This is a genomic window from Mesorhizobium norvegicum (assembly GCF_004919685.1).
GTDB classification, from domain to species: Bacteria; Pseudomonadota; Alphaproteobacteria; order Rhizobiales; family Rhizobiaceae; genus Mesorhizobium; species Mesorhizobium norvegicum.
In genome coordinates, this window is record NZ_SMYZ01000001.1 from 1 (window position 1) to 25,321 (window position 25,321).

Consider the following 25,321-nt stretch of genomic DNA (forward strand, 5'->3'; position numbering starts at 1 on the left):
ACTTGATTAGCTACCGACAGGGCGGGCGGCGTCCTCTGTGTCGCCTGCGGCGGAAAAATCAAGCAGCAACAACGGCGGACCTTGTGGTTTCCGGCAACTAGGCCTTAACCACACTATCAGGTTGTACGGAGTTGAACCCCGCCGTCAACGGTCGATTCATCATGGGAGGCGCAGAAGCCAGGATACCCGTGCATAAAAAGCACGGCAAGCATTTGCGGGGGTAAGGATGCTTCTCAACAAATTCTGGCGCTCGACGAGCGGCAATTTCACACTTGTGCTGGGACTGGGCTTGCCGACCATCCTGACGGCTGTCGCTTTCGCAACCGACGTCTCCACCCTCATGCGGGCCAAAAGCAATCTGCAGAGTGCGCTGGATGCGGCAAACCTTGCCTCCTCGCATCTTGGCGATCTCGACATCACCCGCAATGACGCCTTCGACCGCTATTTCCAGGCCAACATCGTTGGTCATGGCGAACTCAGCAATGCGCAGGCGACGTTGACCGTCGACAAGGGCATCAATTTCGTCAAGACAAAGGCGGTTGCCTCGGCGGACGTCAATCTCAACTTCGCCTTCCTGTTCGGCAAGGACAAGCATATCGAGGTCGATGCCTCCGCCGTCGAATCGAACAACCAGCTCGAAGTCGTTCTGGTGCTGGACAACACCGGCTCGATGGCCGGCGCCCGCATGACGGCGCTGAGGACAGCGACCAAGTCATTGCTCGACACGCTTGAGGCGGCAAAATCGCCGACACGCAAGATCCGAGCCTCGCTGGTTCCATTCGTCACGGCCGTCAATGTCGATGGCGATGGATTCGACCCCTCCTGGATCGACATGGACGGCAAGTCCTCCACCAACGGCGTCAATTTCCCGGTCATCGACGGCAAGCGGCCGAACCACATGGCGCTGTTCAAACAGCTTCAGCAGGATGTTCCTGTCGGCAAACGGACAGGCTGGAATGGCACTGGATGGAAAGGCTGCGTCGAAGCGCGGCCGGGAACCTACAATATTTCGGACACGCCGCCCGATCCGACCATGCCCGACACTCTGTTCGTGCCATACTTCGCGCCCGACGATCCGGCGAATGCCACGAAGCCGTCGGGCTCCTACGGCAACTCTGCCACCGGCTACAACAATTCCTATCTCGACGACATCAGCGACAAGACCAAACTTGCCCAGTCGGGCGTCAATATTCTCGGCATCGACCTGAGTGGGCTGCTTGGATCCGTCGTCAACCTGCCGCTCGCGGCAGACCTCGAAAAGATCGCCAGATATGTCGCGCCCGCCAACAAGCTGATCACCGAGACCGGCACCGCCATCACTGTTGGCCCCAATCGTTCCTGCCCGACTCCCGTTGTTCCCCTGACCGATGATTTCGACAAGCTGCGCAAGGCGGCCAGCGAGATGACCGAGTGGAACGGTTCCGGCACCAATGTCTCCGAAGGCCTGTCATGGGGCATGCGGGTGCTGTCGCCTGGCGCGCCCTACACCGATGGAGCGCCGTGGAAGACGCCCGGCATCAGCAAGATCGTGCTGTTGCTCACCGACGGCGAGAACGTCGTCTATGGCGCCAGTCAACAACCGACGAAGTCGGACTACACATCCTATGGCTATCTGGCAGGTGGCCGTTTCGGATCGGACAACCAGACGACGGCGGCGCGCAATGTCGACGGCTGGACCAAAGGCGTTTGCACGCAATTGAAGAACGAGGGCGTGCAAATCTACACCATGGTGCTGCAATCCGACACCGCCGCCAACCGCACGCTTTACAGCGCCTGCGCCTCGGATCCGAGCGGCTATTATGCCGTCAACGATCCGACCAAATTGCCGGATGTTTTCCAGCAGATCGCCAACAAGTTTTCGAAGCTGCAATTGACGAATTGAGCGCTCGATCCGAGAGAGTCGATCCGGCTCCCGACGGGATCGATCGGCTCAACTCGTATGGGCGGCGACAACCTTGTCGACCGTTTCGGGGAAGAAGTCGGGCGCCGCGTGGCGTTTGCCGAACATCATGTCGTACTGCAACAGGCGGAAATCGCGGATCGCCGGGTCGATCTCTTTCTGCCGCGCCCAATCGGGCGTGGCCTCGCCAGCCGGCGTCAGCAACAAATTGCGGTCGACGACGCGGTAGCGTTCGCTCATCTGGCCCAGGAAACCGGTGTAGTAGGGATGGCTGATGCCGGCCGTCTTCAGGATATGATAGGGCAGGAAGGCCGGGCTGACGGCGCCCAGGTCTTCAGCCGGCCCGGTGCGATTCGACCAGATGACCAGCGGCGTCTCGTGGTGCTCGAGGGCAGCTTCGGGCGACGCTTCCTTGCGCGGCGCGACATTGTCCTTCAGGAAACCGGTTTCGACATAGACCGGCCCGAGCGGCGGCAGATGGTCGCCGAAGAAGGCGATTACGGTGGGGCGGGAGCGTTTCTTGGCCCATTCGACGAGGCGTTCGAGACCGCGATCGGCATCGGCTGAGCCCTCGGCGTAGCTGAGCAGCGATTCGCGCGCCCACTGGCTGATCGGCGCCTGCACCGTATGCGTCGGGTTGTAATAGCGGTTCGGCTCGTAGGGGCCGTGGTTTTGCAGGCTGACCGCAAAGAAGAACACCGGCTCATCGCTGGCGTCGGCCTCGCTGATGATCTCGTCGGTCATCGCCGCGTCCGATGCCAGCGGCCCGCGCTTTTGCATCGGTGGCAGCGTTTCTTCCGACTTGAAATCGTTGAAGCCGAAATCGGCGTAGACGGCGCCACGGTTCCAGAACCAGTTGGTGCCGGGATGGATGGCGCGCGCCCGGTAACCCTGGCTCTTGAGGAAAGTGGCGAGCGAAGGCGTCGGCGTGCGCACATATTGCTGATAGGGGATGCTGCCGGCCGGCAGGAACGCGTTGGAAAAGCCGGTCAGCGCCTCGAACTCGATGTTGGCGGTCATGCCGCCGAATTCCGGCGAGAACATCGATCCCGAGCGCAGCGCCCGCACATTGGGGATCGGATCGGGCGTGATGGTGACGCCGGGCAGCTTGGTCGGATCCCAGAAGGACTCGCTCATGACGATGATGATATCGGGCTTCTCGGCCGGCACCGAGGCGGTCACATCAGGCCTGTCGATCGCCGCGATCGCCTTGTCGGAATAGCCCGGCGGCGCCGAGACATGCGCCATCGGCACGTTGAGGGCAAAGGCCAGCGCAAAGCCGTTGGAGGCATAGTTTTCCTTCTGGTCCCACATGATCGGGATGATCTGCAGCCGGTCCCTGGTCCAGGAGAAGGTGGCGTAGTCCATGATCGAAACGAAGAAGGCGAGCAGCGGCACGGCCAGCGTCAGCCGGGCAAGGCGGCCCTTGCGGCTGAGCGCCGGAACCTTGCGGCGCCACAGCCGCCAGCCATAGACGAGCAGCGACAGGCCGGCGACGATGCCGACGACCATGGCAAGCGCGGTCATCGGACGGTCGCGCACCAAAAGCGGCAACAGCGCGAAGATCTGGCGGGCATAGAGGAAATCGGTCGGATAGAGCGGATCGCCGAGATAGTGCGACTTCTGGTGACCGACGAAGGCAAGCGACAGGGTCAGCGGTGCGACGATCATCAGGCTCTGATGACTGCGGCCGAGCACCGCATCGAGGCCGATCAGGATCAGCGCAAACACGACAATGGTGGTCCAGCCAGGCTTGAGCGGCTGCAAGAAGAAGGAGACAGTGCCGGCAAAGTCGCCGCGCACGATCAGTTCGATGGCAAACACCAGGACGGCAGCGATCGCCAGGCTGATCAGCCCATAGCGCACGACCGGCCATCTCCGGCCCGGCAGATAGCCGGTGGAGGGGTCGTCTTCCAGGAACTGTGGCGCGGCCTTGCCGGCGCGTTTGTAACTCTTTGCCACCTTAACTTCCCCACCCAGCGACAAACACGTCACTCGATTGTCATAGAATTGTCACGCAAAGCTAGCGCCTGTAGCGAAAATAAGAAGAGCCAGCAAACGAATCGTGAGCGGTTTTCATCAGGAGTGATCGCCAAAAAGCCTTTCGGATCAGGCACTCGGCGCACGAAGCCGCTGCCGGGCAGGGTCGAACCGGGCTTGACTTGGCGGCCTGCCTTGCGTCACAGGCAAGAAAAACTCGTCTATCAGGCAAGCAAAACCAGCCCTTGGGAGTCCTCGCATGGCCGTTGCATTCACTTTTCCTGGACAAGGCAGCCAGGCAGTCGGCATGGGCAAGGATCTCGCCGACGCCTTTCCCGAGGCGCGCAGGATCTTCCAGGAAGTCGACGATGCGCTGGGCGAAAACCTGTCGAAGCTGATCTGGGAAGGACCGGAAGAGACGTTGACGCTGACCGCCAACGCGCAGCCGGCGCTGATGGCAGTGTCGCTGGCCGCGATCCGGGCGCTGGAATCGCGCGGCTTCTCGCTGCAAGACAAGGTCGCCTATGTCGCCGGCCATTCGCTGGGCGAATATTCGGCATTGGCCGCTGCCGGTTTTGTTTCGGTTGCCGATGCGGCCAGGCTGCTGCGCATCCGCGGCAATGCCATGCAGGCAGCGGTGCCGGCCGGCGAGGGCGCGATGGCGGCGATCATCGGACTGGAACAGGCCGATGTCGAAGCCGCCTGCGCGGAGGCTGCAAAAGGCTCCGTCTGCCAGATCGCCAACGACAATGGCGGCGGCCAATTGGTCATTTCCGGCGCCAAGGCCGCGGTCGAACTGGCGGCGAAACTGTGCATCGAGAAAGGCGCCAAACGGGCGCTGATGCTGCAGGTGTCTGCGCCCTTCCATTCAGCACTGATGGCGCCGGCCGCGAACCTCATGCGCGACGCGCTCGCCGGCGTGACAAAGAACGCACCGGTCGTCCCGGTCGTCTCCAACGTGTCTGTGGCGCCGTCGAGCGATCCGGATGAGATCGCGCGGCGTCTGGTTGAGCAGGTGACCGGTCGCGTGCGCTGGCGCGAGACGGTGGAATGGTTCGGCGCAAATGGCGTCACCACGCTTTACGAAATTGGCGCCGGCAAGGTGCTTTCGGGATTGGCGCGGCGCATCAACCGCGACATCGCCACCGCGTCGGTCGGCTCCGCGGCTGAGGTCGAGGCGGCATTGGCAGCGCTTGCATAAAGCGTCATTTGATCCCATCCCTGTAAAAAGGGTGTTCTCTTCTCAATCAGGAGACAAAAATGTTCGAATTGACTGGCCGCAAGGCGCTCGTCACCGGCGCATCCGGGGGCATAGGCGAGGCGATCGCCAGGGTGCTGCATGCGCAAGGCGCCATCGTCGGCCTGCACGGCACCCGCGTCGAGAAACTGGAAGCGCTGGCCGCCGAGCTTGGCGACCGGGTCAAGCTGTTTCCGGCCAATTTGTCGAACCGTGACGAGGTCAAGGCGCTCGGCCAGAAGGCGGAGGCCGATCTCGAAGGTGTCGATATCCTGGTCAACAATGCCGGCATCACCAAGGACGGGCTGTTCGTGCGCATGTCGGATGCCGACTGGGACACCGTGCTCGAGGTCAACCTGACCGCCGTGTTCAGGCTGACCCGCGAACTCACCCACCCGATGATGCGCCGCCGCCACGGCCGCATCATCAACATCACCTCGGTGGTCGGGGTCACCGGCAATCCCGGCCAGACCAACTACTGCGCCTCCAAGGCCGGCATGATCGGCTTTTCCAAGTCGCTGGCGCAGGAGATCGCCACCCGCAACATCACCGTCAACTGCGTCGCCCCGGGCTTCATCGAATCGGCGATGACCGACAAGCTCAACGACAAGCAGAAGGAGGCGATCATGGCGGCGATTCCGACCCGCCGCATGGGCACCAGCGCCGAAGTCGCGTCCGCCGTCGCCTATCTCGCCTCTAACGAAGCCGCCTACGTGACCGGCCAGACCATCCATGTGAATGGCGGCATGGCGATGATCTGACGGACCTTGTTGATAATTCTACCCCTGCCGGCCCTCTGCGCTTCCGGTGCCCGCGTGCTGAAAGTACGCTCCGCTCCGGTTCTCGAAAACCGCACCATATGACTCGGCAGGGCGAATTCTGAACAAGGTCCGGCGGGCTGTGAAAAGAGACCATTTCGGCTTGGACCTCAGCTGTTTTTCGTGTAATGCGGCCCGCAACCCGGCGGTTCGGGCAAAAACCGGTCTGTAGCCGTTGCGTTTCCGGCAGGACCATCTTTCAGCTTGATTAGCGGCATTCTGCCCGCTAACGAAGACAGACAAACAAAAGACGAGGATGCCCAAATGAGTGACACCGCAGAGCGCGTCAAGAAGATCGTCATCGAGCACCTTGGCGTCGATGCTGACAAAGTGACGGAGCAGGCGAGCTTCATCGATGATCTGGGCGCCGACAGCCTCGACACGGTCGAACTCGTCATGGCGTTCGAAGAAGAATTCGGCGTCGAGATTCCCGACGACGCAGCCGAGACCATCCTGACCGTCGGCGATGCCGTGAAGTACATCGACAAGGCTTCGGCCTGACGCTTTCCGCAGTCGTCACCGGGGAGGACCTGCGATGAGGCGTGTCGTCGTCACGGGCCTTGGGTTGCTGTCGCCGTTCGGCATGGGCTTTGAGCACAGCTGGAAGGAACTTCTGACCGGCCGCAGCGCTGCCAAGCGCATCACCGAGTTCGAGGTGGAGGATCTTGCTTGCAAGATCGCCCACGTCATTCCGCGTGGCGATGGCAGCAATGCCACCTTCAATCCCGAGGCCGTGCTCGAGCCGAAGGAATTGCGCAAGATCGGCGACTTCATCCTGTACGGGATTGCCGCCGCCGACGAGGCGCTGAAGGATTCCGGCTGGGAACCCAAGACGCATGAAGAGCAGTGTGCCACCGGCGTCCTGATCGGTTCCGGCATTGGCGGCATCGAGGGCATCGCCGAGAACGCGATGATCCTCAAGGAACGCGGTCCGCGCCGCATCAGCCCTTTCTTCATCCCGGGCCAGATCATCAATCTCGTTTCCGGGCAGGTTTCGATCCGGCATGGGCTGAAAGGCCCGAACCATGCCGTCGTCACGGCCTGTTCGACCGGCGCGCACGCCATTGGCGATGCTGCCCGGTTGATCATGTGGGGCGATGCCGACGTGATGGTCGCCGGTGGCGCCGAAGCGCCGGTGACACGGCTGTCGATCGCCGGTTTCGCCGCGTGCCGGGCGCTGTCGACGGAGCGCAATGATTCGCCGCAAACGGCGTCGCGGCCCTATGATCGCGACCGTGACGGCTTCGTCATGGGCGAGGGCGCCGGCGTTGTCGTGCTCGAGGAGCTCGAGCATGCCAAGGCGCGCGGCGCCAAGATCTATGCCGAGGTGACGGGTTATGGTCTCACCGGCGACGCGCATCACATCACGGCGCCCGCCGAGGATGGCGATGGGGCCTTCCGTTGCATGACGGCGGCGCTGAACCGGGCCAAGCTGACGCCTGCCGATGTTGACTACATCAACGCCCACGGCACCTCGACCATGGCCGACACCATTGAGCTCGGCGCTGTCGAGCGGCTTGTCGGCAATGCCGCGTCGAAGATTTCGATGTCGTCGACCAAGTCGTCGATCGGCCACCTGCTTGGGGCGGCCGGTGCCGCCGAAGCGATCTTTTCGATCCTCGCCATCAGAGACAATGTCGCGCCGCCGACCATCAACCTCGACAACCCGGAGCGCGAAACCGCGATCGACCTGGTGCCGAACAAGCCGCGTGCCCGCCAGATCGACGTGGCGCTGTCCAATTCCTTCGGCTTTGGTGGTACCAACGCGTCGTTGGTCTTCCAGCGCTACAATGGCTGATCGCCCGGCTATCGGGCGACGCTTTGACGTGCCGTCAATTTTGCCATATTCGCCCCTACTCTGCCGCTGGGGATTCGTTGGGCGATCAAACGGTAGGGCGAAATGAACACAAATCCGGCAGGCAACGGAGAATTCGGGCAACGGCCGGCGACATCCGGACCGATCGTGCCGAAAACGGCCAGCGAGGCGTTGCGGCCAGAGGCCGGCACGCCGCCGCCGAAGCGCTCGCGTGCATCACGCAGTCAGGTCGTCGTGTTCATGAACTTCGTCATCTCTTCGGTGATGCTGATGGTTCTGGCGGCCGGCGTCGCGGTCTATTTCGGCAAGCAGGAATTCACCGAACCCGGCCCATCGGCCAATGGCGACACCTTCCTGGTCAAGCCGAACACCGGCGTCCAGGATATCGCCGACCAACTCGAACGCCGCGGACTGATCAGCGATGCCCGGGTATTCCGCCTTGGCGTGCGGGCCTTCGGCAATGATTCCGCGCTGAAGGCCGGCGAGTACGAGATCAAGCCCAAGGCTTCCATGCGCGACATCATGGAGCTTTTGAAGAGCGGCAAGTCGGTGATGTATTCGCTGACCATTCCAGAGGGGCTGACGGTCGAGCAGGCGCTGCAGCGCATCGGCGACGAGACTGCCTTGAGCGGCGACATGCCGGCGACCACGCCGCCGGAGGGCAGCCTCGCCACCGACACACTGCGCTTCACGCGCGGCGCGACGCGCCAGCAGATGGTCGACAAGCTGCTGGCGGATCAAAAGAAGCTGGTTGACGATGTCTGGCAGCGGCGCGCGCCGGACCTGCCGCTGGCCAACGTCGAAGAGTTCGTTACTCTGGCCTCGATCGTCGAGAAGGAAACGGGCAAGGGTGACGAGCGTTCACGGGTTGCCGCGGTCTTCCTGAACCGGCTTGCCAAGGGCATGCGCCTGCAATCCGATCCAACCATCATCTATGGGCTGTTCGGCGGCAAGGGCAAGCCGGCGGACCGGCCGATCTACCAGTCGGACATCCAGAAGCAGACGCCCTACAACACCTATGTGATCAACGGCTTGCCACCGACGCCGATCGCCAATCCGGGTCGTGCAGCGCTGGAGGCGGTGGCCAATCCGTCGAAGACCGACGACCTCTATTTCGTTGCCGATGGCACCGGCGGGCACGTCTTTGCCGCGACGTTGGACGAGCACAATGAGAATGTCGCCCGCTATCGCGCCTTGCAGAAGAAGCAGGCAGACGAGGCCGCCAAGGCCGCTAACACCACTGGCGCCGGCGACGGCAATGCCGACAAGCCGGCTGACAGCGGGCCGGCTGACGGTGGCGACGACAGCGGCGACGGCGGCGGTGACGCGGGCGCTGCCCAGTAGAATAAAGAAAGGCGTTGCCCACCAGGCGATGCCCTGACATTTGGAAGAGCGTCGCGCGTCCGATTTCGACGCGCCTGCGGCGCAGTCATTTTCAAGCCGCACTTGCTCCTCTCCGGAAAGCCGGGTTCGGGGTGGTGCACCAGGGACGTGTGGGCGATATGAATTTGCAGAGCATGACCGGTTTTGCACGTGCCGTCGCCGAGCATGACGGCACCTCGATCGCCTGGGAGGTCAAGTCCGTCAACGGCAAGAGTGTCGAGGTACGGCTGCGACTGCCGCAAGGTTTCGAGCGGCTGGAACCAGCCGTCCGGCAGATACTTCAGAAGCGTTTTGCGCGCGGCAATTTCCAGGCGACGCTGACCATCGGCCGTGCCGCCGGTGCGCAAGCGCAGCCGGTCGTCAACGAAGCCTTCCTGAAGGACCTGGCCGGGCTCGCCAAGCGGCTGCAGGAGCAATTCGGCGCTGCCCCCGCGACATCAGACGGATTGCTGTCGCTACGCGGCGTGCTCGACATTCCCGAAACTGTCGAAACCGAGGAGGCGAGGGCCGCGCTCGATGCGGCGATCATGGCCGCGCTCGAGGTGGCCCTGAAAGGGCTCGAACAGGCACGACAGAGCGAGGGTGCCGCGCTGGCTGTGCTGCTGTCGGGTCATATCGACACAATCGAGGCGCTGACGCTGCGGGCCGAGGCGGATCCGTCACGCGAGACGGCGGCGATCCGCGAGCGCATCGCCGAGCAGGTCAGGCTTCTGATGGACGCTTCCGCCAATCTGGACGCGACCCGACTGCACATGGAGGCGGCGTTCCTGGCCACCAAGGCCGATATTCGCGAAGAGATCGACCGGCTGAAAACGCATGTCGCATCCGGTCGGGCATTGCTGGAGGGCGGCGGCGCGGTCGGCCGCAAGCTCGATTTTCTGGCACAGGAATTTAACCGCGAATCGAATACGCTGTGTTCGAAGTCGAATGCCGCCGCCGTCACCGCGATCGGGCTGGAGCTGAAGGCGGTGGTCGACCAGTTTCGTGAACAGATCCAGAATCTGGAGTAGCCGATGGTTGCCAAGGATTTGGGGTCCCGCATTCGCCGCCGGGGCCTGATGCTCGTCCTGTCGTCGCCATCCGGCGCCGGCAAGTCGACGATCGCGCGCAATCTTCTGGAAAGCGATTCCAGTCTCGAACTGTCGGTCTCGGTCACCACCAGGCCGCGCCGCGGCAGCGAGATCGAAGGCGTTCACTACCATTTTAGGACGATGCGCGAGTTCGAGCGGCTGCGCGATTCCGACGCGCTTCTGGAATGGGCCGAGGTGCACGGCAATTGCTATGCGACCCCGCGCGAACCGGCCGAATTGGCGCTGTCTGAAGGGCGCGACATGCTGTTCGACATCGACTGGCAAGGTGCCCAGCAGCTCAAGGAGAAGATGCGGGCCGATATTGTCTCGATCTTCATCCTGCCGCCATCGATGAAGGAATTGAAGGCGCGGCTGAAGCGCCGCGCCGAAGACCAGGAAGCGGTGATCGAGACGCGGTTGAAAAACGCCCGCAACGAGATCGAGCACTGGAAGGAATATGATTTCGTCATCGTCAATGACGACCTCGACCGCGCCTTCGCCGAAGTGCGCGGCATCGTCGTCGCCGAGCGGCTAAGACGCGACCGCCGGCCAGGCCTGTTCGATTTCGTCTCGGGACTGTTGGACGAGAAGACGGGCTAATCCTCTTCCTTCTCCCCGTTCACGGGGAGAAGGTGGCCCGAAGGGCCGGATGAGGGGCGGAGCTAGCATTTCAAGGTTCGTGCTGCCCCTCATCTGCCTGCCGGCATCTTCTCCCCGTAAACGGGGAGAAGAGAGCTATACCGCGTTGGTCAGCCGCACGAATTCCTCGACGCTGAGCGTCTCGGCGCGGCGTGTCGGATCGATGCCGGCGCGTTCGAGCAGGGCTTCGCCGCCGAGGCTTTTCACGCTTTGCCGCAGCATCTTGCGACGTTGGCCGAAGGCGGCTTCGGTAACGCGGCCGAGTTTTTTCACCTCGGCGGGCAAAGGGGTCAGGCGCGGCACCAGATGCACCACCGAGGAGGTGACCTTTGGCGGCGGCGTGAATGCCTGTGGCGGTACGTCGAAGGCGATCCTCGCCTCTGTCCGCCAGCCGGCAAGAACCCCCAGCCGGCCATAGCTGTCGCTGCCGGCGGGCGCGACGATGCGCTCGGCCACCTCGCGCTGGAACATCAAAGTCATCGAGGTGTAAAAGGGCGGCCAATCGCTGACCGTCAACCAGCGCACCAGCAACTCCGTGCCGATGTTGTAGGGCAGGTTGGCCACGATCTTTACCGGGCCGCCGTCTCCGGCCGCTCGACTGGCAAGTGCCGCGAAATCCGTCTTCAGCGCATCGCCGGAAACAATCTCCAGCCGGCCGGGATAATGATCGGACACTTCGGCAAGGGCAGCCAGGCAGCGTTCGTCACGCTCGATGGCAATGACGTGACGCGCCCCGTTGGAGAGCAAGGCGCGGGTCAGCCCGCCGGGACCGGGACCGACCTCGATCACGGTTGCATCGGACAAGTCGCCGGCGGTGCGGGCGATCTTGCCGGTGAGGTTGAGGTCGAGCAGAAAATTCTGGCCGAGCGCCTTCTTCGCCTGCAGGCCGTGACGCTCGATCACCTCGCGCAGCGGCGGCAGTCCGTCGATACTCATGCCAGCGGTCTCATGCGGCAACTGCCTTCGTGTCTGTGTCGGCCAGCCGCCGGGCAAGCTTCAGCGCCGCCATCAGGCTGTCGGGCCGCGCCACGCCCTTGCCGGCGATGTCGAAGGCCGTGCCGTGGTCGGGTGAGGTGCGGATGAAGGGCAGGCCGAGCGTGACATTGACCGCCTCGTCGAAGGCCAGCGCCTTGGCCGGGATCAGCGCCTGGTCGTGATACATGCAAAGGGCTACGTCGTAGCCGGCCCGTGCCCGGGCGTGGAACAACGTGTCGGCCGGCAGCGGGCCGAAAGCGTCGATACCTTCGGCACGCAGGATGTCGACAGCCGGGCGCACGATCCGCTCGTCCTCGAGGCCCATGGCGCCGCCTTCGCCGGCATGCGGATTGAGCCCGGCAATGGCGAGCCTCGGCCGGGCGATGCCGAAGCGGCCGGTGAGGTCGGCGGCGGTGATGCGCGCAGTGGCGACGATCAGTTCGGTGGTCAGTGCCTTCGGCACTTCGGCCAGCGGGATGTGGATGGTGACGGGAACGGTGCGCAGGTCGGGGCCGGCCAGCATCATCACCGGCATCGCTTCGACGCCGCTGTGCCGGGCCGCCAGATGTGCCAGATATTCGGTGTGGCCGGGAAAGCGAAAGCCGGCATCGTAGAGCGGCTTCTTGGCGATGGGGCAGGTGACGACGGCTAAGGCTTCGCCGGCAAGGCAGTCGGCGACGGCGCGGTCGATGGCTTCGATGGTGGCGGCCGCATTGGCCGGGTCGGGTCGGCCGGGGCTGTCGATGCAGCGGGCAGTCAGTGGAACGATCGGCAAGGCGTGGGCAAAGACTTGCGCCGCCTGCGCTGATGTCGTTTCGACGACCGGCAGCGAAATGCCGAGGAGGCGCGCCCGCGAGGCGATCAGCGCCGGATCGGCGAGCAGATAGAAGGGGGGCAGGGCGGAAGCCTCGCGCGCCATAAAGGCGGCGATGGCAATCTCCGGCCCGATGCCGGACGGATCGCCGGCGCTCAGCGCGAGCGCAGCCACGGTGCTGGCCACGTCAGCGCTTGACGATGCGGGCTTTTGCCTTCAACTCGTCGACATATTTCTTGCTGAGCTCGTCGGCGTTCTTGTCACCGGAGCTTTCACCCTGGAAGACCATCTGCGCGACCTTGTCGTCGGACACTTCGCGCGACGAGCAGATGCCGATGAATTCGACGCCGCGTTCGGTTTCGCGCGTGACGGTGGCGCCGCCGACCTTGGTAGCCTTGATCTGCTCGGCCCAGTCCGGCGGCAGTTGCGGCGCCAGCACCCGGCCCAGATCGCGAACGGTGACGTCGATCAGGCCCTTGGCGAATTCGCGCGTCGTGTTGCAGCCGTTGAAGCGGGCGCGCATGGCATCGGCCTCGCGCTTGCGCTTGCCCAGCGTCGCGCTGCGTTCGGCCGCCGGAACCACGAAGATGACCTGCTGCAGCATGTACTCGGTGGCGCTCGGCTTGGAGCCGCCTTTTTCCAGCATCTTCCTGACAAGATCCTGTTCGCTGACGGCACCGGTGCCGTCGCCGGACCGGTAGCGCGCACTCAAGGCCTGGTTCCAGGCCATCTGGGCGCGGATGAATTCCTTGAAGTGGCCCTTGGTGACGCCCGACTTCTCCATCACGCCGTCGAGCTGGCTGAGCTGCATCTTGTTGCTTGACGCAAAGCGCTGATACGCCGCCTCGACCTGGGCGTCGCTGATGCGGATGCCAAGCCGCTTAGCCTCGGCCATGCGCAGCGTCTGGTCGATCATTTCCTGGCCGGCATCACCTTTCTTGCGCTGCAGCTTCAGGAAGGCGGCGCGATGGGCGATGTCGCCGGTGGTGACCGGAATGTCGTTGACGACGTATTTGATCTCGCTGGCGAAAGCCGGCGGCGTCATCACCGTGATCGACACGGACGTCGCCGCCACAAGCAACGCGAAACCTGCTGAAAAGAGGTATTTCCTCATCGTTGGCATCCCAATTCTATCCCGGTTCCGCCCAATTTTTATCTTTTCAGGTGCGCGAAATCCGTGCCAGCCCTATGCGGCGAAACGATGTCGCCGATTGTTACTGGATCGTGTCGATGGCACTGCTCGACGAGCCGAAATCGCCGAGGGTGCGGAACGACAGATTGAAGCCGATGGTCTGCGACACTTCCCTGGTGTTTATGTCGCGCGACTGCGAGTAGGTCATCAAATAGGTGAAGCAGGAATCGTTGTAGGCGAAGCCGACACCGTCCTTGACCAGCAGGCTTTCCTGCAGGTCGTAGGTTCCGGTGCCGAAGACGCGCCAGTTCTCGGCGAGATGTGTTGATGCACCAAGTGTGACCTCGTGGCGGTCGGTCGTGAAACCGTAGAGCGGCTGGGCCTGGATGAAGGCGTATTTGGCGCTCAGCGACACCGGCAGGCCGGAATAGGCGGCCTTCACCTCGGCACGGCGGATCTCAAAGCTCTGTTCGTCGAAACGGCCGCTGACCGAGGCCGCGAAGCCGTTGGGGCTGTTGATGCCGAACAGGCCGACATAGTCGGACTTGGTCGTGTCGAGGCCTGAATAGGCGCCGACATTGACCAGATCCGGCGCGGCGAAGGAGTTCTCGCCGCCGATCTGATAGGATTGGCCGAAAATGGCATTGGTGCCCCAGCCATTGTTGTACGAGCCGGAATAACGGAAGCCGACATTGGCGCGAGAACCGCCTTCGACGCGGTCGTAGCCGGAGAACTTGTCGCGCTCGAACAGAGTGGTCGCGTCGAACACCATGCTTTGGGCGTCTTCGTTGGGAACGGCCAGACCGCCGACATATTGCTCGTTCGGCCGCATGAAGACCTGCGCCATCGGCTCGATCACGTGGCTGGATCCGCTCGCCATGGAAAATAGCATCGGCCAACGCATTTCAAGGCCTGCAGTTGCCATGTAACGGGCAAACGACGAGCGCATATCGGCCTGCTCGCCCAAATTCGTTGCCATATCGTTGATGGCGTTGAGCGAAGCCGATGACGCGTTCAGGTAGTCCACGTCGCCCTGCAGCGCGAGCAACGGCGTCAGCACCAGCCCGCCATCGGTGACGAAGCTCCGCTTCCACTCGGCCTCGGCGGTGAGACGGCCTGATTCGCCTTCGATACCAGGGACACGCTGTGTGGGGGTGAAGAGCGTGTCATCGAGTTCGTCGCGGCTGATGACACGTGCATTGACGTTGAGCGACAACTGGCCGCCAGCCACTGATACGTCGGGAATATAGGCGTAGTCGAGCGACGGCAGCACCCAGGGCTGTTGTCCGCTTCGCGCGGAGATGTTGTTGTCGAGCGTATCTTCCTGCACGTCGAAATGCATGGCACGCACGTCGAAATAGTTACGGCCGTTGAGACCCGTCAGGTAGACTGTCGATTGGTGGACGCTGCTACTGTACTTGTCGATGTTGTAGGTGTTCGAGAAGTTCTTGTCGGTCTGCAGTAGCACATCCCAGCCGAAATTCCAGCGCGGATTGATGGCGAACTGGCCCTGCGTGCCCATCATGCCACGGAATTTGTTGGGATCGCCCGCTGCGCCCGAATCGACATTGTGGCCAGCGGTGCTGGGGAAGGCAGTCGTGTCGAGGAAGGCGTCGGGATCGTTCTGCCGAATCCCGGCGATCTTCAAACTGTACTGGCCATTGTTGAAGCGTTGGCGCCACTCGGCCTCACCGAGGAAGCCCTGCTTGGTGTAGCCGGTGCCGGTGACGGTCAGGTCATAGGTCGGAGACAAGGCGAAATAATAGGGAACTTTCACGCCGACGCCGAGATCGCTCTTGTAGACGATGCTGGGGATCAGGAAGCCGCTCTTGCGCTTCACCGTCGGGTCGGCAATTTCGAATGCAGGCAGATAGGCGAGCGGGAAACCGAAGAACTCGAAATTCGCATTCTCGAAGCGAACCGTTTTTTTCTCACCGTTCCAGATGATCTTCCTGGCCTTGACGCGCCAGGTCGGCGCTTTGTCGGGCTTGTCCTCGCACGGTTCGCAGGCGGTGTAGACGCCATTGTGGAACGTGGTCAGCACGCCGCCCATGCGCTCGGCGCTTTCGGCGGCGAAATAGGCCTTGTCGACGGTTTCGACGCGCAACGCGTTGACGAAGCCGTCGGCGAAATCATCGGTGATGTCGATATGTTCCGAATTGATCTTGGTGCCGTCGCTGTTGATGACTTCGACGTTGCCGCTCGCGACCATCCGCTTGGTGTTGCGGTTGTATTCGACCCGCTGGGCGACAAGGCGATTGCCACCATAGTCGATCTGCACGCCACCGACGGCGGTCACCGTCTGGTTGTCGTTGTTGTAGACCAGCGTGTCGGCCGCCAGCAGCATCTGCGAGCCGGCCGGAACCGATGTCGCCATGTCGCCGACATCCTGCGCGAACGCCGGCATCGGGACGACAAATGCAAGCAGGCACGCCAAGGCGGTCGCCGCATAGAGGCGCGCCAAACGGGCCTGCCTGTTGCTGGGCAAAAACGCCTCCCTCACTAGCCGTCTTCCTTGTATAGCAGGAAAGTCACCCCGAAGAACATAGCCACCACGACCGGCACCCATGCGGCTACGGCAGTCGGCACGAATCCCGCCACGCCGAATGCCTTCACCAGCACCGAAACGACATAAAGCAGAAAGCCGGCGATGATGCCACCCAGAATCATCGTTGCCGACTGCCCCATCCTAGCAAATCGCATTGAAACCGTTGCCGCAATCAGCGTCATGGCGACGAGAAGGAACGGCAACGCCACCAGCGAATCAAACTGCATGGCAAAGGCATTTGCCTTGAGGCCGAAGGAGCGGGCAACCTCGATCTTTCCCGGCAGGTCATAGAAAGGGATGGTTTCGGGGCGCGCCAGCCGCTCTTGCACGAATTCGGGCTTCAGATTGGTCGGCACGCGATCGCTTGCCGATGCCTGGATCGTGCCGTTCTGGAGCGTCTTGACGTCCTGCAATTCCCAATAGCCGTCGCGCAGGAAGGCGCGCGCGGCGTCCTTGCGCTCGACGATGTTGCCTTGCGGGTCGAGAATGAAAAAGACGACATCGGCCATCTCCAGGCCTTGGTTCAGGATGGCCCGCGCACCGATGATGGTGTCCCCCGAACTGGTTTTCTGCCGAATCCAGGGCGCGGCATCGGCCGAAACCGTGTTCGATTTGCCGGAACGCAGCTGGGTTTCGATCTGCTCGGACCAGGAGAATGCGTGCGCGGCGAGCGGATTGATGACGCCAACCGACAAGACGCCGAACAGCAAGGCTCCGATGCAGCATGGCAACAGGAACTGCCAGGCCGAAACGCCGGCGGAACGCGCGATGACCAGTTCGTAGCGCCGGTTGAGCGACACCAGCGTCGCCATCGCCGAGAACAAACCGACAAACGGCACCGTCTGCAGCATGATCATCGGCATTCGGAGCCCTGAAATGGCCACTGCCGTTCCGTAGGTGAAGCCGGGCAGGCCGGTGGTGCGGCCGGAGAGTTCGGTGAAATCGATCAGGAACACCAGCGCCAGAAGGCCGATGAAGAACCAGATGGTGATCGTCACATAGCGGAAGAAGAAATAGCGGCCCAGCGTCCAACCCATCAGCTGACCCCTTGCCCTGAAGTGCTGCGTCTGGACAAACGCAGTTTGAGAGCGTTCCAGCTGTCACCGATGCGCGTGGCGAAATTTGTCATCCAGTCGGCCCAGGCAATCGGCAGTTCCATGGTCCGGTTGGAGACGATGAACCAGATCGCCACCGCGGAAGCCACGATCGGCACGCCATAGACCATATAGGCATATTGCGGGATCTCATCGGCCTTGCTGGCGGCAAAAAAGCCCAGCCAACGCACGAACAGCGATATCGCGATGGCCGTGATCAGCGGATTGACGCGCGCCTCACGGTGCGAGCGCGCATCTCCGGCGACCGCCAGCGCGATGAGCGCGAAGACCATGGAATACGTCCATTCCGAAAACCGCTGGTTGACCTCGGCCCGGTATTCGTAGGGGCTCTGCTGATAATACTTGTCGTTGGCGCTCGGGTTGAGCAGGTACTGGGTCGTCTGGTCCTTCGGCAGCAACGTCACCGCCGAAGCCGCCGCCATGAAGGCCGACATGTCGAAGGCGTAGGAGGTGAAGCGGATGACGGAGAGATCGCCGGTCAGCGTTTTGCGATGGATGACGCCGTCATTCATCATCAGCACCTTTTCGCCGCCGCGTTCGACGATGCTGCCGGTCTTGGCGTAGTAGACGAGGTTGACGCCTTCTTCGCGCGAATCGGCGACGAAAATACCGCCCAGCCGATTGTCGGGAAGCCGCTCGCCGATCTGCAGGAACAGCCCGTCCTCGATCTTGCGGAAGGTGCCTTCCTGGATGATCAGCGACAACAGATCCGCGCGTGACGACGCCACCAGGGCCCGGTTCTTCTGCCGGGCATAGGGATCGATGCCGTTGTCGACGGCAAAGGAAAAGACCGCGGCTGCCAGCGCCAAAAGCATGATCGGCCGCACGATCGTCCAGCGCGAGGCGCCCGCGGCGTTGACGACGGCGAGTTCGGAATCCGAATTCATGGCACTGAGCGTCTGTGCGACCGCCACCACCAGCGCGAAAGGCACCACGATCGGGATGATGGACGGAAGAATAAGGGCAGCGACCTCGAAGAAGGTCAGTGCCGACTGGCCGCTGTCGGTGACCAGGTCGATCTTTGCCAGCACCTGCGTCGTCCACACGATGGCCAGCGTCCAGACAAGCGCGGCCATGAAGACCACGAAAGTACGGCGCATGATGTAGCGTTCAACGACCTTCATGAAGGCTTTTCTCGATTTTCTCGAACGGCATCATGCCACCGCACAAGGGTAGCTGTCCGGCAGCGCCTGCACAACTGGCTCCAACAGATGGTCGATCCGGTTCCCGTCCCAAGTCACCCGCCCCGGCGGGCCGGAGTGTCGGCGGGAATGGATAAGAAAGGGAGAACATCGATGGTTAACAACAGGTTGCGGCGAAAAGCGGGGCCGTTCCGCGAAGAATCACCATCGATTCCATCGTTGATATGGGGTGCGAATTTGGCAAAGTCTTGCCAAATGGCGGAAAACGACCAAATGTCGCGCATCGTTTCGAACCGCTTCCCCAAAAGCTACGCATTCCCTGAAAGCAGGACATAATGAGCCAAAGACCGTCGATCGCCTTCGCCAAATTTTCCGCACCTCAGAGCGCGGCGAACAGGAAGGGTACAGCCTTCGTGCTGTTGGCGGATGAGGGCGGCCTGAGCGACGCCGCCAAGGCTTGCGATCCCGGCAAGACACTGGAGCGGGCCTTTCCGGTGGCCGAGTTCACGGGCAAGTTCGCCAGCGTGGTGGAGGTTCTGGCGCCGCAGGAAGCGTCGCTTGACAGGCTGGTGGCGATAGGCGCCGGCAAGGTGTCGGGGCTCGACGACTATGCGTGGCTGAAGCTTGGCGGTACCATTGCCGCCTCGCTGCGCAAGGCGACTGATGTAGCGGTGGTGCTCGATCTCGCCGGCGCGTCGCCAAGTGGCAAGGATGCGGCAAGCCTTGCAGCGGGAATTCTTCTGCGCAGCTATTCCTTCGACAAGTACAAGACCAGGAAGGACAAGGACGACGGCAAGGCAGAGCCGAAAAAGCCGGTCAAGGTGACCATCCACACGGCAGATCCGGCCGCGGCGAAAAAAGCCTTCACCGACGCCGAGGCGGTGATCGACGGCGTCCTTCTGGCGCGCGACCTGGTCAACGAACCGGCAAACGTGCTCGGGCCGGTCGAGTTCGCCGCCCGCGCCAAGGAACTCGAGGCGCTCGGCGTCAAGGTCGAGATCCTGGCCGAGAAAGAGATGAAGAAGCTCGGCATGGGCTCGCTGCTCGGTGTCGCGCAAGGCTCGCCGCGCGGCGCCCGCATGGCGATCATGCAGTGGAACGGCGGCAAGCCGAAGGACAGCCCGGTTGCCTTCGTCGGCAAGGGCGTCACCTTTGACACCGGCGGCAATTCGATAAAGCCGGCCTCGGGCATGGAGGACATGAAGGGCGACATGGGGGGCGCCGCCGCGGTCACCGGCCTGATGCATGCGCTGGCTGCGCGCAAGGCGAAAGCCAATGTCGTCGGCATCATCGGCCTTGTCGAAAACGCCGTCGACGGCCATGCCCAGCGCCCCGGCGACATCGTCACCTCGATGTCGGGCCAGACCATCGAGGTGCTCAACACCGATGCGGAAGGCCGCCTCGTGCTGGCCGATGCGCTGTGGTACTGCAACGACCGCTTCCAGCCGAAATTCATGGTCAATCTGGCGACGCTGACCGGCGCCGTCATGGTCGCGCTCGGCCAGCACTATGCCGGGCTGTTTTCCAACAATGACGAACTGTCCGAAAAGCTGACGGCGGCGGGGCAGGCAACGCAGGAGCGGTTGTGGCGAATGCCGCTCGGAGCCGAATACGACAAGCTGATCGATTCCAAGAACGCCGACATGAAGAACATCGGCGGCCGCTATGGCGGCGCCATTATCGCCGCGCAATTCCTGCAGCGCTTCGTCAAGGACACGCCTTGGGCGCATCTCGACATTGCCGGCACCGCGATGGGCTCGCCGTCGAACGAGATCAACCAGTCCTGGGGTTCGGGTTTCGGCGTCAGGCTGCTCGACCGGCTGGTGCGCGACAATTATGAGCAGTGAGTTGGTTCAATCAGTATAGACTGAAGCGATGGCCGACGTCCTGTTCTACCACCTGACCGAATCGACGCTGGAGGATGCGCTGCCAGGCCTCCTGGAGCGCAGCGTCGACCGTGGCTGGCGCGCCGTGGTGCAGACCGGCACCGAGGAACGCCGCGATGCGCTCGACCAGCATCTTTGGACCTTCCGCGACGATTCGTTCCTCGCGCACGCAACCGATCGTGAGGCCTATCCCGGTGAACAGCCAATCCTGTTGACCACCGGCGACGGCAATCCCAACCAGGCCAAGATAAGGTTCCTCGTTGACGGTGCTGTGCCGCCTGACCTTGGCGGCTACGAGCGTGCCGTGTTCCTGTTCGACGGCCACGACGCCGCCCAGGTCGAGGCGGCGCGGGGGCACTGGAAGGTGATGAAGGACGCCGGCCATGCCGTCACCTACTGGCAGCAGACGCCAGACCGCCGCTGGGAGCGCAAGGCCTAATACATGTCGCCCAAAAGTGACCTCGGTTTTGGGAGAACGGAATCATAAAAAACAAATCTAAAGCAGGTCGCCTGAACCGTTCAGTCGACCCGCTTTAGACCAGTGGCTTGTCGCAGAAGACAGTATCTACTGCTTTGCCTTGATGCGGTTCATTTTCCTTGTGACGTAGTCGCCGTATTTCAATTTCATCGACTCGTCCGACCGGTTGCGATGCGAGCTCTTGAAAACGTACCATTCGCCATCAGGCGATTTACGCTTGTAGATAACCTTGCCCACCTGGCGATGCTCGAAGCAGGTCATCGAGCCCTTCACACCCCAGGAGCCGTGCCATTGCGCGCGGTAGCACAGCTTGCCGCCGCCAGGAATGAACCACATGCCGTCGCCGTAGCCCGACTTGCCTTTGTCATGGGTCCAGGCGTCGAACTGCCGCTGCTTGACGGCAAAGAACCCGGCGCCCTTCTTGCCCCATAGCCACGAGTGGTTCTCATAAATCTGGTAGACGCCTTCGTCAGGAACCACTGTGGCCTCTTGCGCCTGCTCGGCGATTTTCGTCGCCGCCTTGGCTGTCGCTGGGACCTGGAAGGCAAGAACAAGAACGGAGCTGGCGAATGCCGCTCCGAGACAATTTCCCACTACTCGTTTCACGAAACTACTCCACAGACTGATTTACGCCACGCCTCAACCATCATCCCGAACCGTTGGTTCGGGATGGATCACGATCAAACAAGGAGATTGGAGATCCATCCCGATCGCGTCGGGATGGATCGGCACGATGCGTCTACGGCAGGACGTGCTGGGTCACCCTCCAGTCGGGCAGACCATAGCTACCCAGCCACGGCCACACTTCCTTCTGGTTGAAGTAGACGACCGAAGTCAGCGCCGGGAACTCCGCATAGGATTTGCGGGTATCGTCCTGCCACTTCGACACATAGTCCTGCTTTCCGACATAGCCGAGTTCCGCCACCACGATCGGCTTGTTGAACCCTGCGACGCGGTCATAGCCGGGCTTCAGCATCTCGGCGAAGGTACGGTCACGACCGGCCTCGTCATTATCCTTTTTCTGCAGGCCGAATACAGACAGGCCGATGACATCGACGTAATCGTCGCCAGGGTAGTATTTTTCCAAACCCTCTTCGCCTTTGGGTGACCACATGTACTTGGCGGCGGGGGCAGCCTTGCGGCAGATATCGACTTCGCGCTTGTAAGCGGAGATCCAGTCCTTGGGAGCCCAGTTGGCCCAGGTGAAGCGGCCGTTCTTGTCTTCCATTTCCTGCGCCCAGCGAATGGTCACCGGGCTCTTCATCTGTCCCACGAGGTCGCAGATTGCCTGCATGTTTGCGTCATATTTGCCGCTCAATATGCCGTCGCGCAATTCGGGCGGGGTGATGCGCCAGTCCTTCGACCAGGTCCACGGCTCAACCGTGATCAGCAGCGAACGGCCGCGTTGCAGCGCATAGGTGTCGGCTAGTGGCAGCGTCGCCAGATCGACGTCTTCCCAGGGCAGGAACAGCTCTTCGATGCTGGCAGTCTTGTCGGCGCTGAAGTCCCCATACGGATCATAGGATCCGAACGCCGAGGCGGCGCTGCTCGTCTGGACGGGGTCCGTCGCTGCTGCGGAGCCAGCGCCTCCTGTAGTGGGGAATGCGGCGCTTCCGCCCAATGCCAGCGCGATTGCAAGTGCCTTTGCTGCAGAGTGTTTCATGTTGATCTCCCATGGCCTCAACTTCTTGCGGAAGTTAAGGCTTCGCCCGTGCGCATCGATGCTTGATCGATACGCCTACCCAAAAACCGATCGGCTCTATTGGCAGAATCTGCGGGATTTCGGAGCGACCATTGGCGGATGTGCGAACCTTGGCACAGGGCCACCCAAAAATTATCTCTCAAGGCGCCGACACAGAGGGGCCGTCGAGAGAAGTTCGCCGCGATACTCACAAATTCGCGTCAATATCCCGATATATCATCCCTAGCTAATTTAAGAGCCGGTCGCGGCCAAGAGTCAAGTGCAATTAACGGTTGCTTAACCATGTCACGCGCAACATGGTTAACGCTGCTCTCGGGTCGGGTCCGCCCGAGCAGCCTCAACCCCGTCAGCGAATTTCCAACGCCGAAGAATTTTCGGCTCACCACGGGCTGGTCGGTGGCGGTTATTCCCTCCCGATTCAAGGTGTTAGGTTAATCGGATCTCAAGAATCGTAGTTAGCGAACATTTAATTTAGTTGACTCTAAGAAAGCGCGAGCTGATTCTATCGCCGGGATTTGGAAGCTTTCAGCCATCTGTCGGCGGAAGCCCAAAGTGGCGGCGAGTAAGTGTATGAGTGCTTCCGTGCATGCAGGCGTCGTTGGCCATACGAGCAGACGGGCGCATCGATCTGAGGCGGCTCTGGCCGCCACTGCGCGGAAGGGGCCCTTTCTGGTGCCCGTGCTGTCGGCCACCCAGCAATGGATCCTGAGACTGGCGCTGGCTTTCTGGTTCTGCACACTCGGGTTTTTCTGGATCTGGTGGCTGAAGCCGGAGCATGTCGAGCATCTCGGGCCATACACATTCGCGACACTCGTCCTGGCATGGCTCACGCTCATGCCGTTGTACTTTCTCTTGAACGTGCATGCGTCGAAAAAACCGTCCAAGCTTCATACGATCCTGAAGCGTTCGCGGGTCGCGATGGTGGTCACCAAGGCTCCGTCCGAACCGTTTGCCGTGGTCGCGCGCACGCTCGAAGCGATGTTGGCGCAGGATTATCCACACGATACCTGGCTGGCCGACGAGGACCCATCAAAGGAGACGATCGCTTGGTGCGATGCTCACAACGTCATGATTTCGACGCGACGCGGCCGGGAAGACTATCATCGCAAGGTGTGGCCACGCCGGACGCGCTGCAAAGAGGGGAACCTGGCGTTCTTCTACGATCACTATGGCTATGAACGCTATGATTTCGTCGCTCAGATGGATGCGGACCATGTACCGACGCCGACCTATCTGAGGGAGATCCTGTTTCCCTTCGCCGATCCCTCGGTTGGCTATGTCTCGGCGCCGAGCATTTGCGACAACAATGCCGCCGAGAGCTGGGCGGCGCGCGGCAGGCTGTTTCCGGAAGGGATGTTTCACGGGCCCTTGCAGTCCGGCCATACGGGCGGTGGAGCTCCGCTCTGCATCGGCTCGCACTATGCCGTGCGGACCAAGGCGCTGAAGCAGGCGGGCGGTCTCGGCCCGGAACTGGCGGAGGATCACTCCACCTCCATGCTGATCAACGCGGCCGGATGGCGCGGCGTGCATGCGCTCGACGCCATCGCCCATGGCGACGGCCCGCAGACCTTCGCCGACCTCATCACCCAGGAATTCCAGTGGTCGCGCAGCCTGATGACGATCCTGCTCGAATACTCGCCGAGCTACCTCCCAAAGCTGTCGCCGCGGCTGAGGTTCCAGTTCCTCTTTTGCCAGCTCTGGTATCCGCTGTTCGCCGTCTTTGCGTTGCTGATGTACGTCATGCCGATCTATGCGCTGTCTACCGGGCGCAACTTCGCAAATGTCATGTATCTCGACTTCCTGTTCTACTATCTGCCGAACGCGGTCGCACTGGTTGGCCTGGTGATGATGCTGAAGGCGTTCGGCCTTTCGCGCCCGATGACGGCCAAGACGATCAGCTGGGAAGGCACGCTGTTCCTCTTCTTCGCGCGCTGGCCGTGGGTGCTCGCCGGCACGCTGTCGTCGATCCGCGACTATCTGACCAAATCGTTCGTCGATTTCCGCGTCACGCCCAAGGGCAGCGGTCCCAAGCACCTTCTGCCGGCCCGCGCCCTCACTCCCTATGTGGCGCTGGCGATCGGTGCGGCACTGCCGGTGCTGTTGGTGGAGCACCCCTTCGATGCCACTGGCTTCTACTGGTTCGCCGCCTTCAACGCCTTCCTCTACGGGCTTCTGGTGCTGGTCATTGTCGTAAGGCACGTCATCGAAAACCGGATTCCATTGCGCGCCAATGCCGCGAAAGTCGCTTTTCAGGCGTCGCTTGCCGTGCTGGCACTGATCGTGCCGGCAGCAGGCTTCTACGATCGTGGCATGGAAGGCGTCTACGGGCTGCAGCAGGGCGCCGGCGGCTTGCGCATCGTCCGCATCGCTTACGTGGTTTCCGGCGCCGGCCAGGGCAACATCGGTGCCCGCAATTTCTACTTCGATCCAGGTTGGGAAGCGCCGCGCTGACCCGAGAGGCGTCCGCGCGCAACCAGCTCCCCTGAACTGCATCTGCCTTGATAGCCGGCCTTCATAACCGGCCGGCACCCTGGAACGGCTGCAGGCACAAGCCCAAAAAGATCAAATTTTAATAATATCCGATCGAGTGCCGAAAGACCGCGCTCATCATGTCGTTTGCATGATCTTTAATAAGTCTCCCCTAATATACAATCCATGATGTGAGTGGCGATAGGCTGCTCGCGTG

The 25,321-nt window shown here is 62.0% G+C and carries 20 protein-coding genes; 11 read left to right on the forward strand and 9 right to left on the reverse strand.

Annotated features, from left to right (window positions below):
• Positions 1-226 precede the first annotated feature (226 nt).
• A complete protein-coding gene (locus FCU66_RS00005; protein WP_136622737.1) occupies positions 227-1,882 on the forward strand; it encodes a pilus assembly protein in 1,656 nt (551 codons plus the stop codon).
• A gap of 48 nt (positions 1,883-1,930) precedes the next feature.
• Here FCU66_RS00005 and FCU66_RS00010 read toward each other — a convergent pair whose 3' ends face one another.
• The gene (locus FCU66_RS00010; RefSeq protein WP_136622740.1) at positions 1,931-3,886 is read right to left on the reverse strand and encodes an LTA synthase family protein; all 1,956 of its coding nucleotides are present in this window, start codon (positions 3,884-3,886) and stop codon (positions 1,931-1,933) included.
• A 253-nt stretch (positions 3,887-4,139) separates the two neighbouring features.
• On the opposite strand from FCU66_RS00010, the gene fabD reads away from it, so the two are divergent.
• The 7 genes from fabD to gmk all read left to right on the forward strand — a co-directional run bounded on the left by fabD (position 4,140) and on the right by gmk (position 10,804).
• Positions 4,140-5,081, forward strand: coding sequence for an ACP S-malonyltransferase (gene fabD, locus FCU66_RS00015; RefSeq protein WP_136622738.1), 942 nt, complete (start codon positions 4,140-4,142; stop codon positions 5,079-5,081).
• 59 nt (positions 5,082-5,140) lie between these two features.
• On the forward strand, positions 5,141-5,878 hold the full coding sequence (gene fabG, locus FCU66_RS00020; RefSeq protein ID WP_136622739.1) for a 3-oxoacyl-[acyl-carrier-protein] reductase: 738 nt from the start codon (positions 5,141-5,143) through the stop codon (positions 5,876-5,878).
• A 321-nt stretch (positions 5,879-6,199) separates the two neighbouring features.
• Positions 6,200-6,436, forward strand: coding sequence for an acyl carrier protein (locus FCU66_RS00025; protein WP_006203723.1), 237 nt, complete (start codon positions 6,200-6,202; stop codon positions 6,434-6,436).
• A gap of 34 nt (positions 6,437-6,470) precedes the next feature.
• A complete protein-coding gene (fabF, locus tag FCU66_RS00030) occupies positions 6,471-7,733 on the forward strand; it encodes a beta-ketoacyl-ACP synthase II (RefSeq protein ID WP_013532515.1) in 1,263 nt (420 codons plus the stop codon).
• A 102-nt stretch (positions 7,734-7,835) separates the two neighbouring features.
• Positions 7,836-9,095, forward strand: coding sequence for an endolytic transglycosylase MltG (mltG, locus tag FCU66_RS00035; RefSeq protein ID WP_136620038.1), 1,260 nt, complete (start codon positions 7,836-7,838; stop codon positions 9,093-9,095).
• Positions 9,096-9,253: 158 nt separating this feature from the next.
• Positions 9,254-10,144 carry a YicC/YloC family endoribonuclease gene (locus tag FCU66_RS00040; RefSeq protein ID WP_136620037.1) on the forward strand — a complete coding sequence of 297 codons (891 nt, stop codon included), beginning with the start codon at positions 9,254-9,256 and terminating at the stop codon, positions 10,142-10,144.
• A gap of 3 nt (positions 10,145-10,147) precedes the next feature.
• On the forward strand, positions 10,148-10,804 hold the full coding sequence (gene gmk, locus FCU66_RS00045; RefSeq protein WP_013532512.1) for a guanylate kinase: 657 nt from the start codon (positions 10,148-10,150) through the stop codon (positions 10,802-10,804).
• Between the two features lie 135 nt (positions 10,805-10,939).
• On the opposite strand, the gene rsmA is transcribed toward gmk, so the two are convergent.
• The 6 genes from rsmA to lptF form a co-directional block, all read right to left on the reverse strand.
• The gene (gene rsmA / locus FCU66_RS00050) at positions 10,940-11,779 is read right to left on the reverse strand and encodes a 16S rRNA (adenine(1518)-N(6)/adenine(1519)-N(6))-dimethyltransferase RsmA (RefSeq protein ID WP_136620036.1); all 840 of its coding nucleotides are present in this window, start codon (positions 11,777-11,779) and stop codon (positions 10,940-10,942) included.
• A 10-nt stretch (positions 11,780-11,789) separates the two neighbouring features.
• Positions 11,790-12,818 (reverse strand): 4-hydroxythreonine-4-phosphate dehydrogenase PdxA, encoded by a 1,029-nt coding sequence (gene pdxA, locus FCU66_RS00055; protein WP_136620035.1) that lies wholly within the window; start codon positions 12,816-12,818, stop codon positions 11,790-11,792.
• A gap of 1 nt (position 12,819) precedes the next feature.
• Positions 12,820-13,755, reverse strand: a complete 936-nt coding sequence (locus FCU66_RS00060; RefSeq protein ID WP_168992011.1) for a peptidylprolyl isomerase — start codon at positions 13,753-13,755, stop codon at positions 12,820-12,822.
• 91 nt (positions 13,756-13,846) lie between these two features.
• On the reverse strand, positions 13,847-16,267 hold the full coding sequence (locus FCU66_RS00065; RefSeq protein WP_168992010.1) for an LPS-assembly protein LptD: 2,421 nt from the start codon (positions 16,265-16,267) through the stop codon (positions 13,847-13,849).
• Positions 16,267-17,352 carry an LPS export ABC transporter permease LptG gene (gene lptG, locus FCU66_RS00070; protein ID WP_181956519.1) on the reverse strand — a complete coding sequence of 362 codons (1,086 nt, stop codon included), beginning with the start codon at positions 17,350-17,352 and terminating at the stop codon, positions 16,267-16,269. Before lptG ends, FCU66_RS00065 begins: the two co-directional genes overlap by 1 nt.
• Positions 17,349-18,551, reverse strand: coding sequence for an LPS export ABC transporter permease LptF (gene lptF, locus FCU66_RS00075; protein ID WP_136620031.1), 1,203 nt, complete (start codon positions 18,549-18,551; stop codon positions 17,349-17,351). Before lptF ends, lptG begins: the two co-directional genes overlap by 4 nt.
• Before the next feature lie 353 nt (positions 18,552-18,904).
• Here lptF and FCU66_RS00085 point away from each other — a divergent pair, with 353 nt between their 5' ends.
• Together FCU66_RS00085 and FCU66_RS00090 are read left to right on the forward strand one after the other, a co-directional pair.
• Positions 18,905-20,416, forward strand: coding sequence for a leucyl aminopeptidase (locus tag FCU66_RS00085; protein WP_136620029.1), 1,512 nt, complete (start codon positions 18,905-18,907; stop codon positions 20,414-20,416).
• Positions 20,417-20,444: 28 nt separating this feature from the next.
• On the forward strand, positions 20,445-20,894 hold the full coding sequence (locus FCU66_RS00090; protein ID WP_109662848.1) for a DNA polymerase III subunit chi: 450 nt from the start codon (positions 20,445-20,447) through the stop codon (positions 20,892-20,894).
• Positions 20,895-21,020: 126 nt separating this feature from the next.
• On the opposite strand, the gene FCU66_RS00095 is transcribed toward FCU66_RS00090, so the two are convergent.
• A complete protein-coding gene (locus FCU66_RS00095; protein ID WP_136620028.1) occupies positions 21,021-21,539 on the reverse strand; it encodes a DUF995 domain-containing protein in 519 nt (172 codons plus the stop codon).
• A 133-nt stretch (positions 21,540-21,672) separates the two neighbouring features.
• The gene (locus tag FCU66_RS00100) at positions 21,673-22,596 is read right to left on the reverse strand and encodes a glycoside hydrolase family 26 protein (RefSeq protein ID WP_136620027.1); all 924 of its coding nucleotides are present in this window, start codon (positions 22,594-22,596) and stop codon (positions 21,673-21,675) included.
• A gap of 609 nt (positions 22,597-23,205) precedes the next feature.
• On the opposite strand from FCU66_RS00100, the gene FCU66_RS00105 reads away from it, so the two are divergent.
• Positions 23,206-25,086: a glycosyltransferase family 2 protein gene (locus tag FCU66_RS00105; protein WP_136620026.1), complete on the forward strand. Its 1,881-nt coding sequence runs from the start codon at positions 23,206-23,208 to the stop codon at positions 25,084-25,086.
• Positions 25,087-25,321 lie beyond the last annotated feature (235 nt).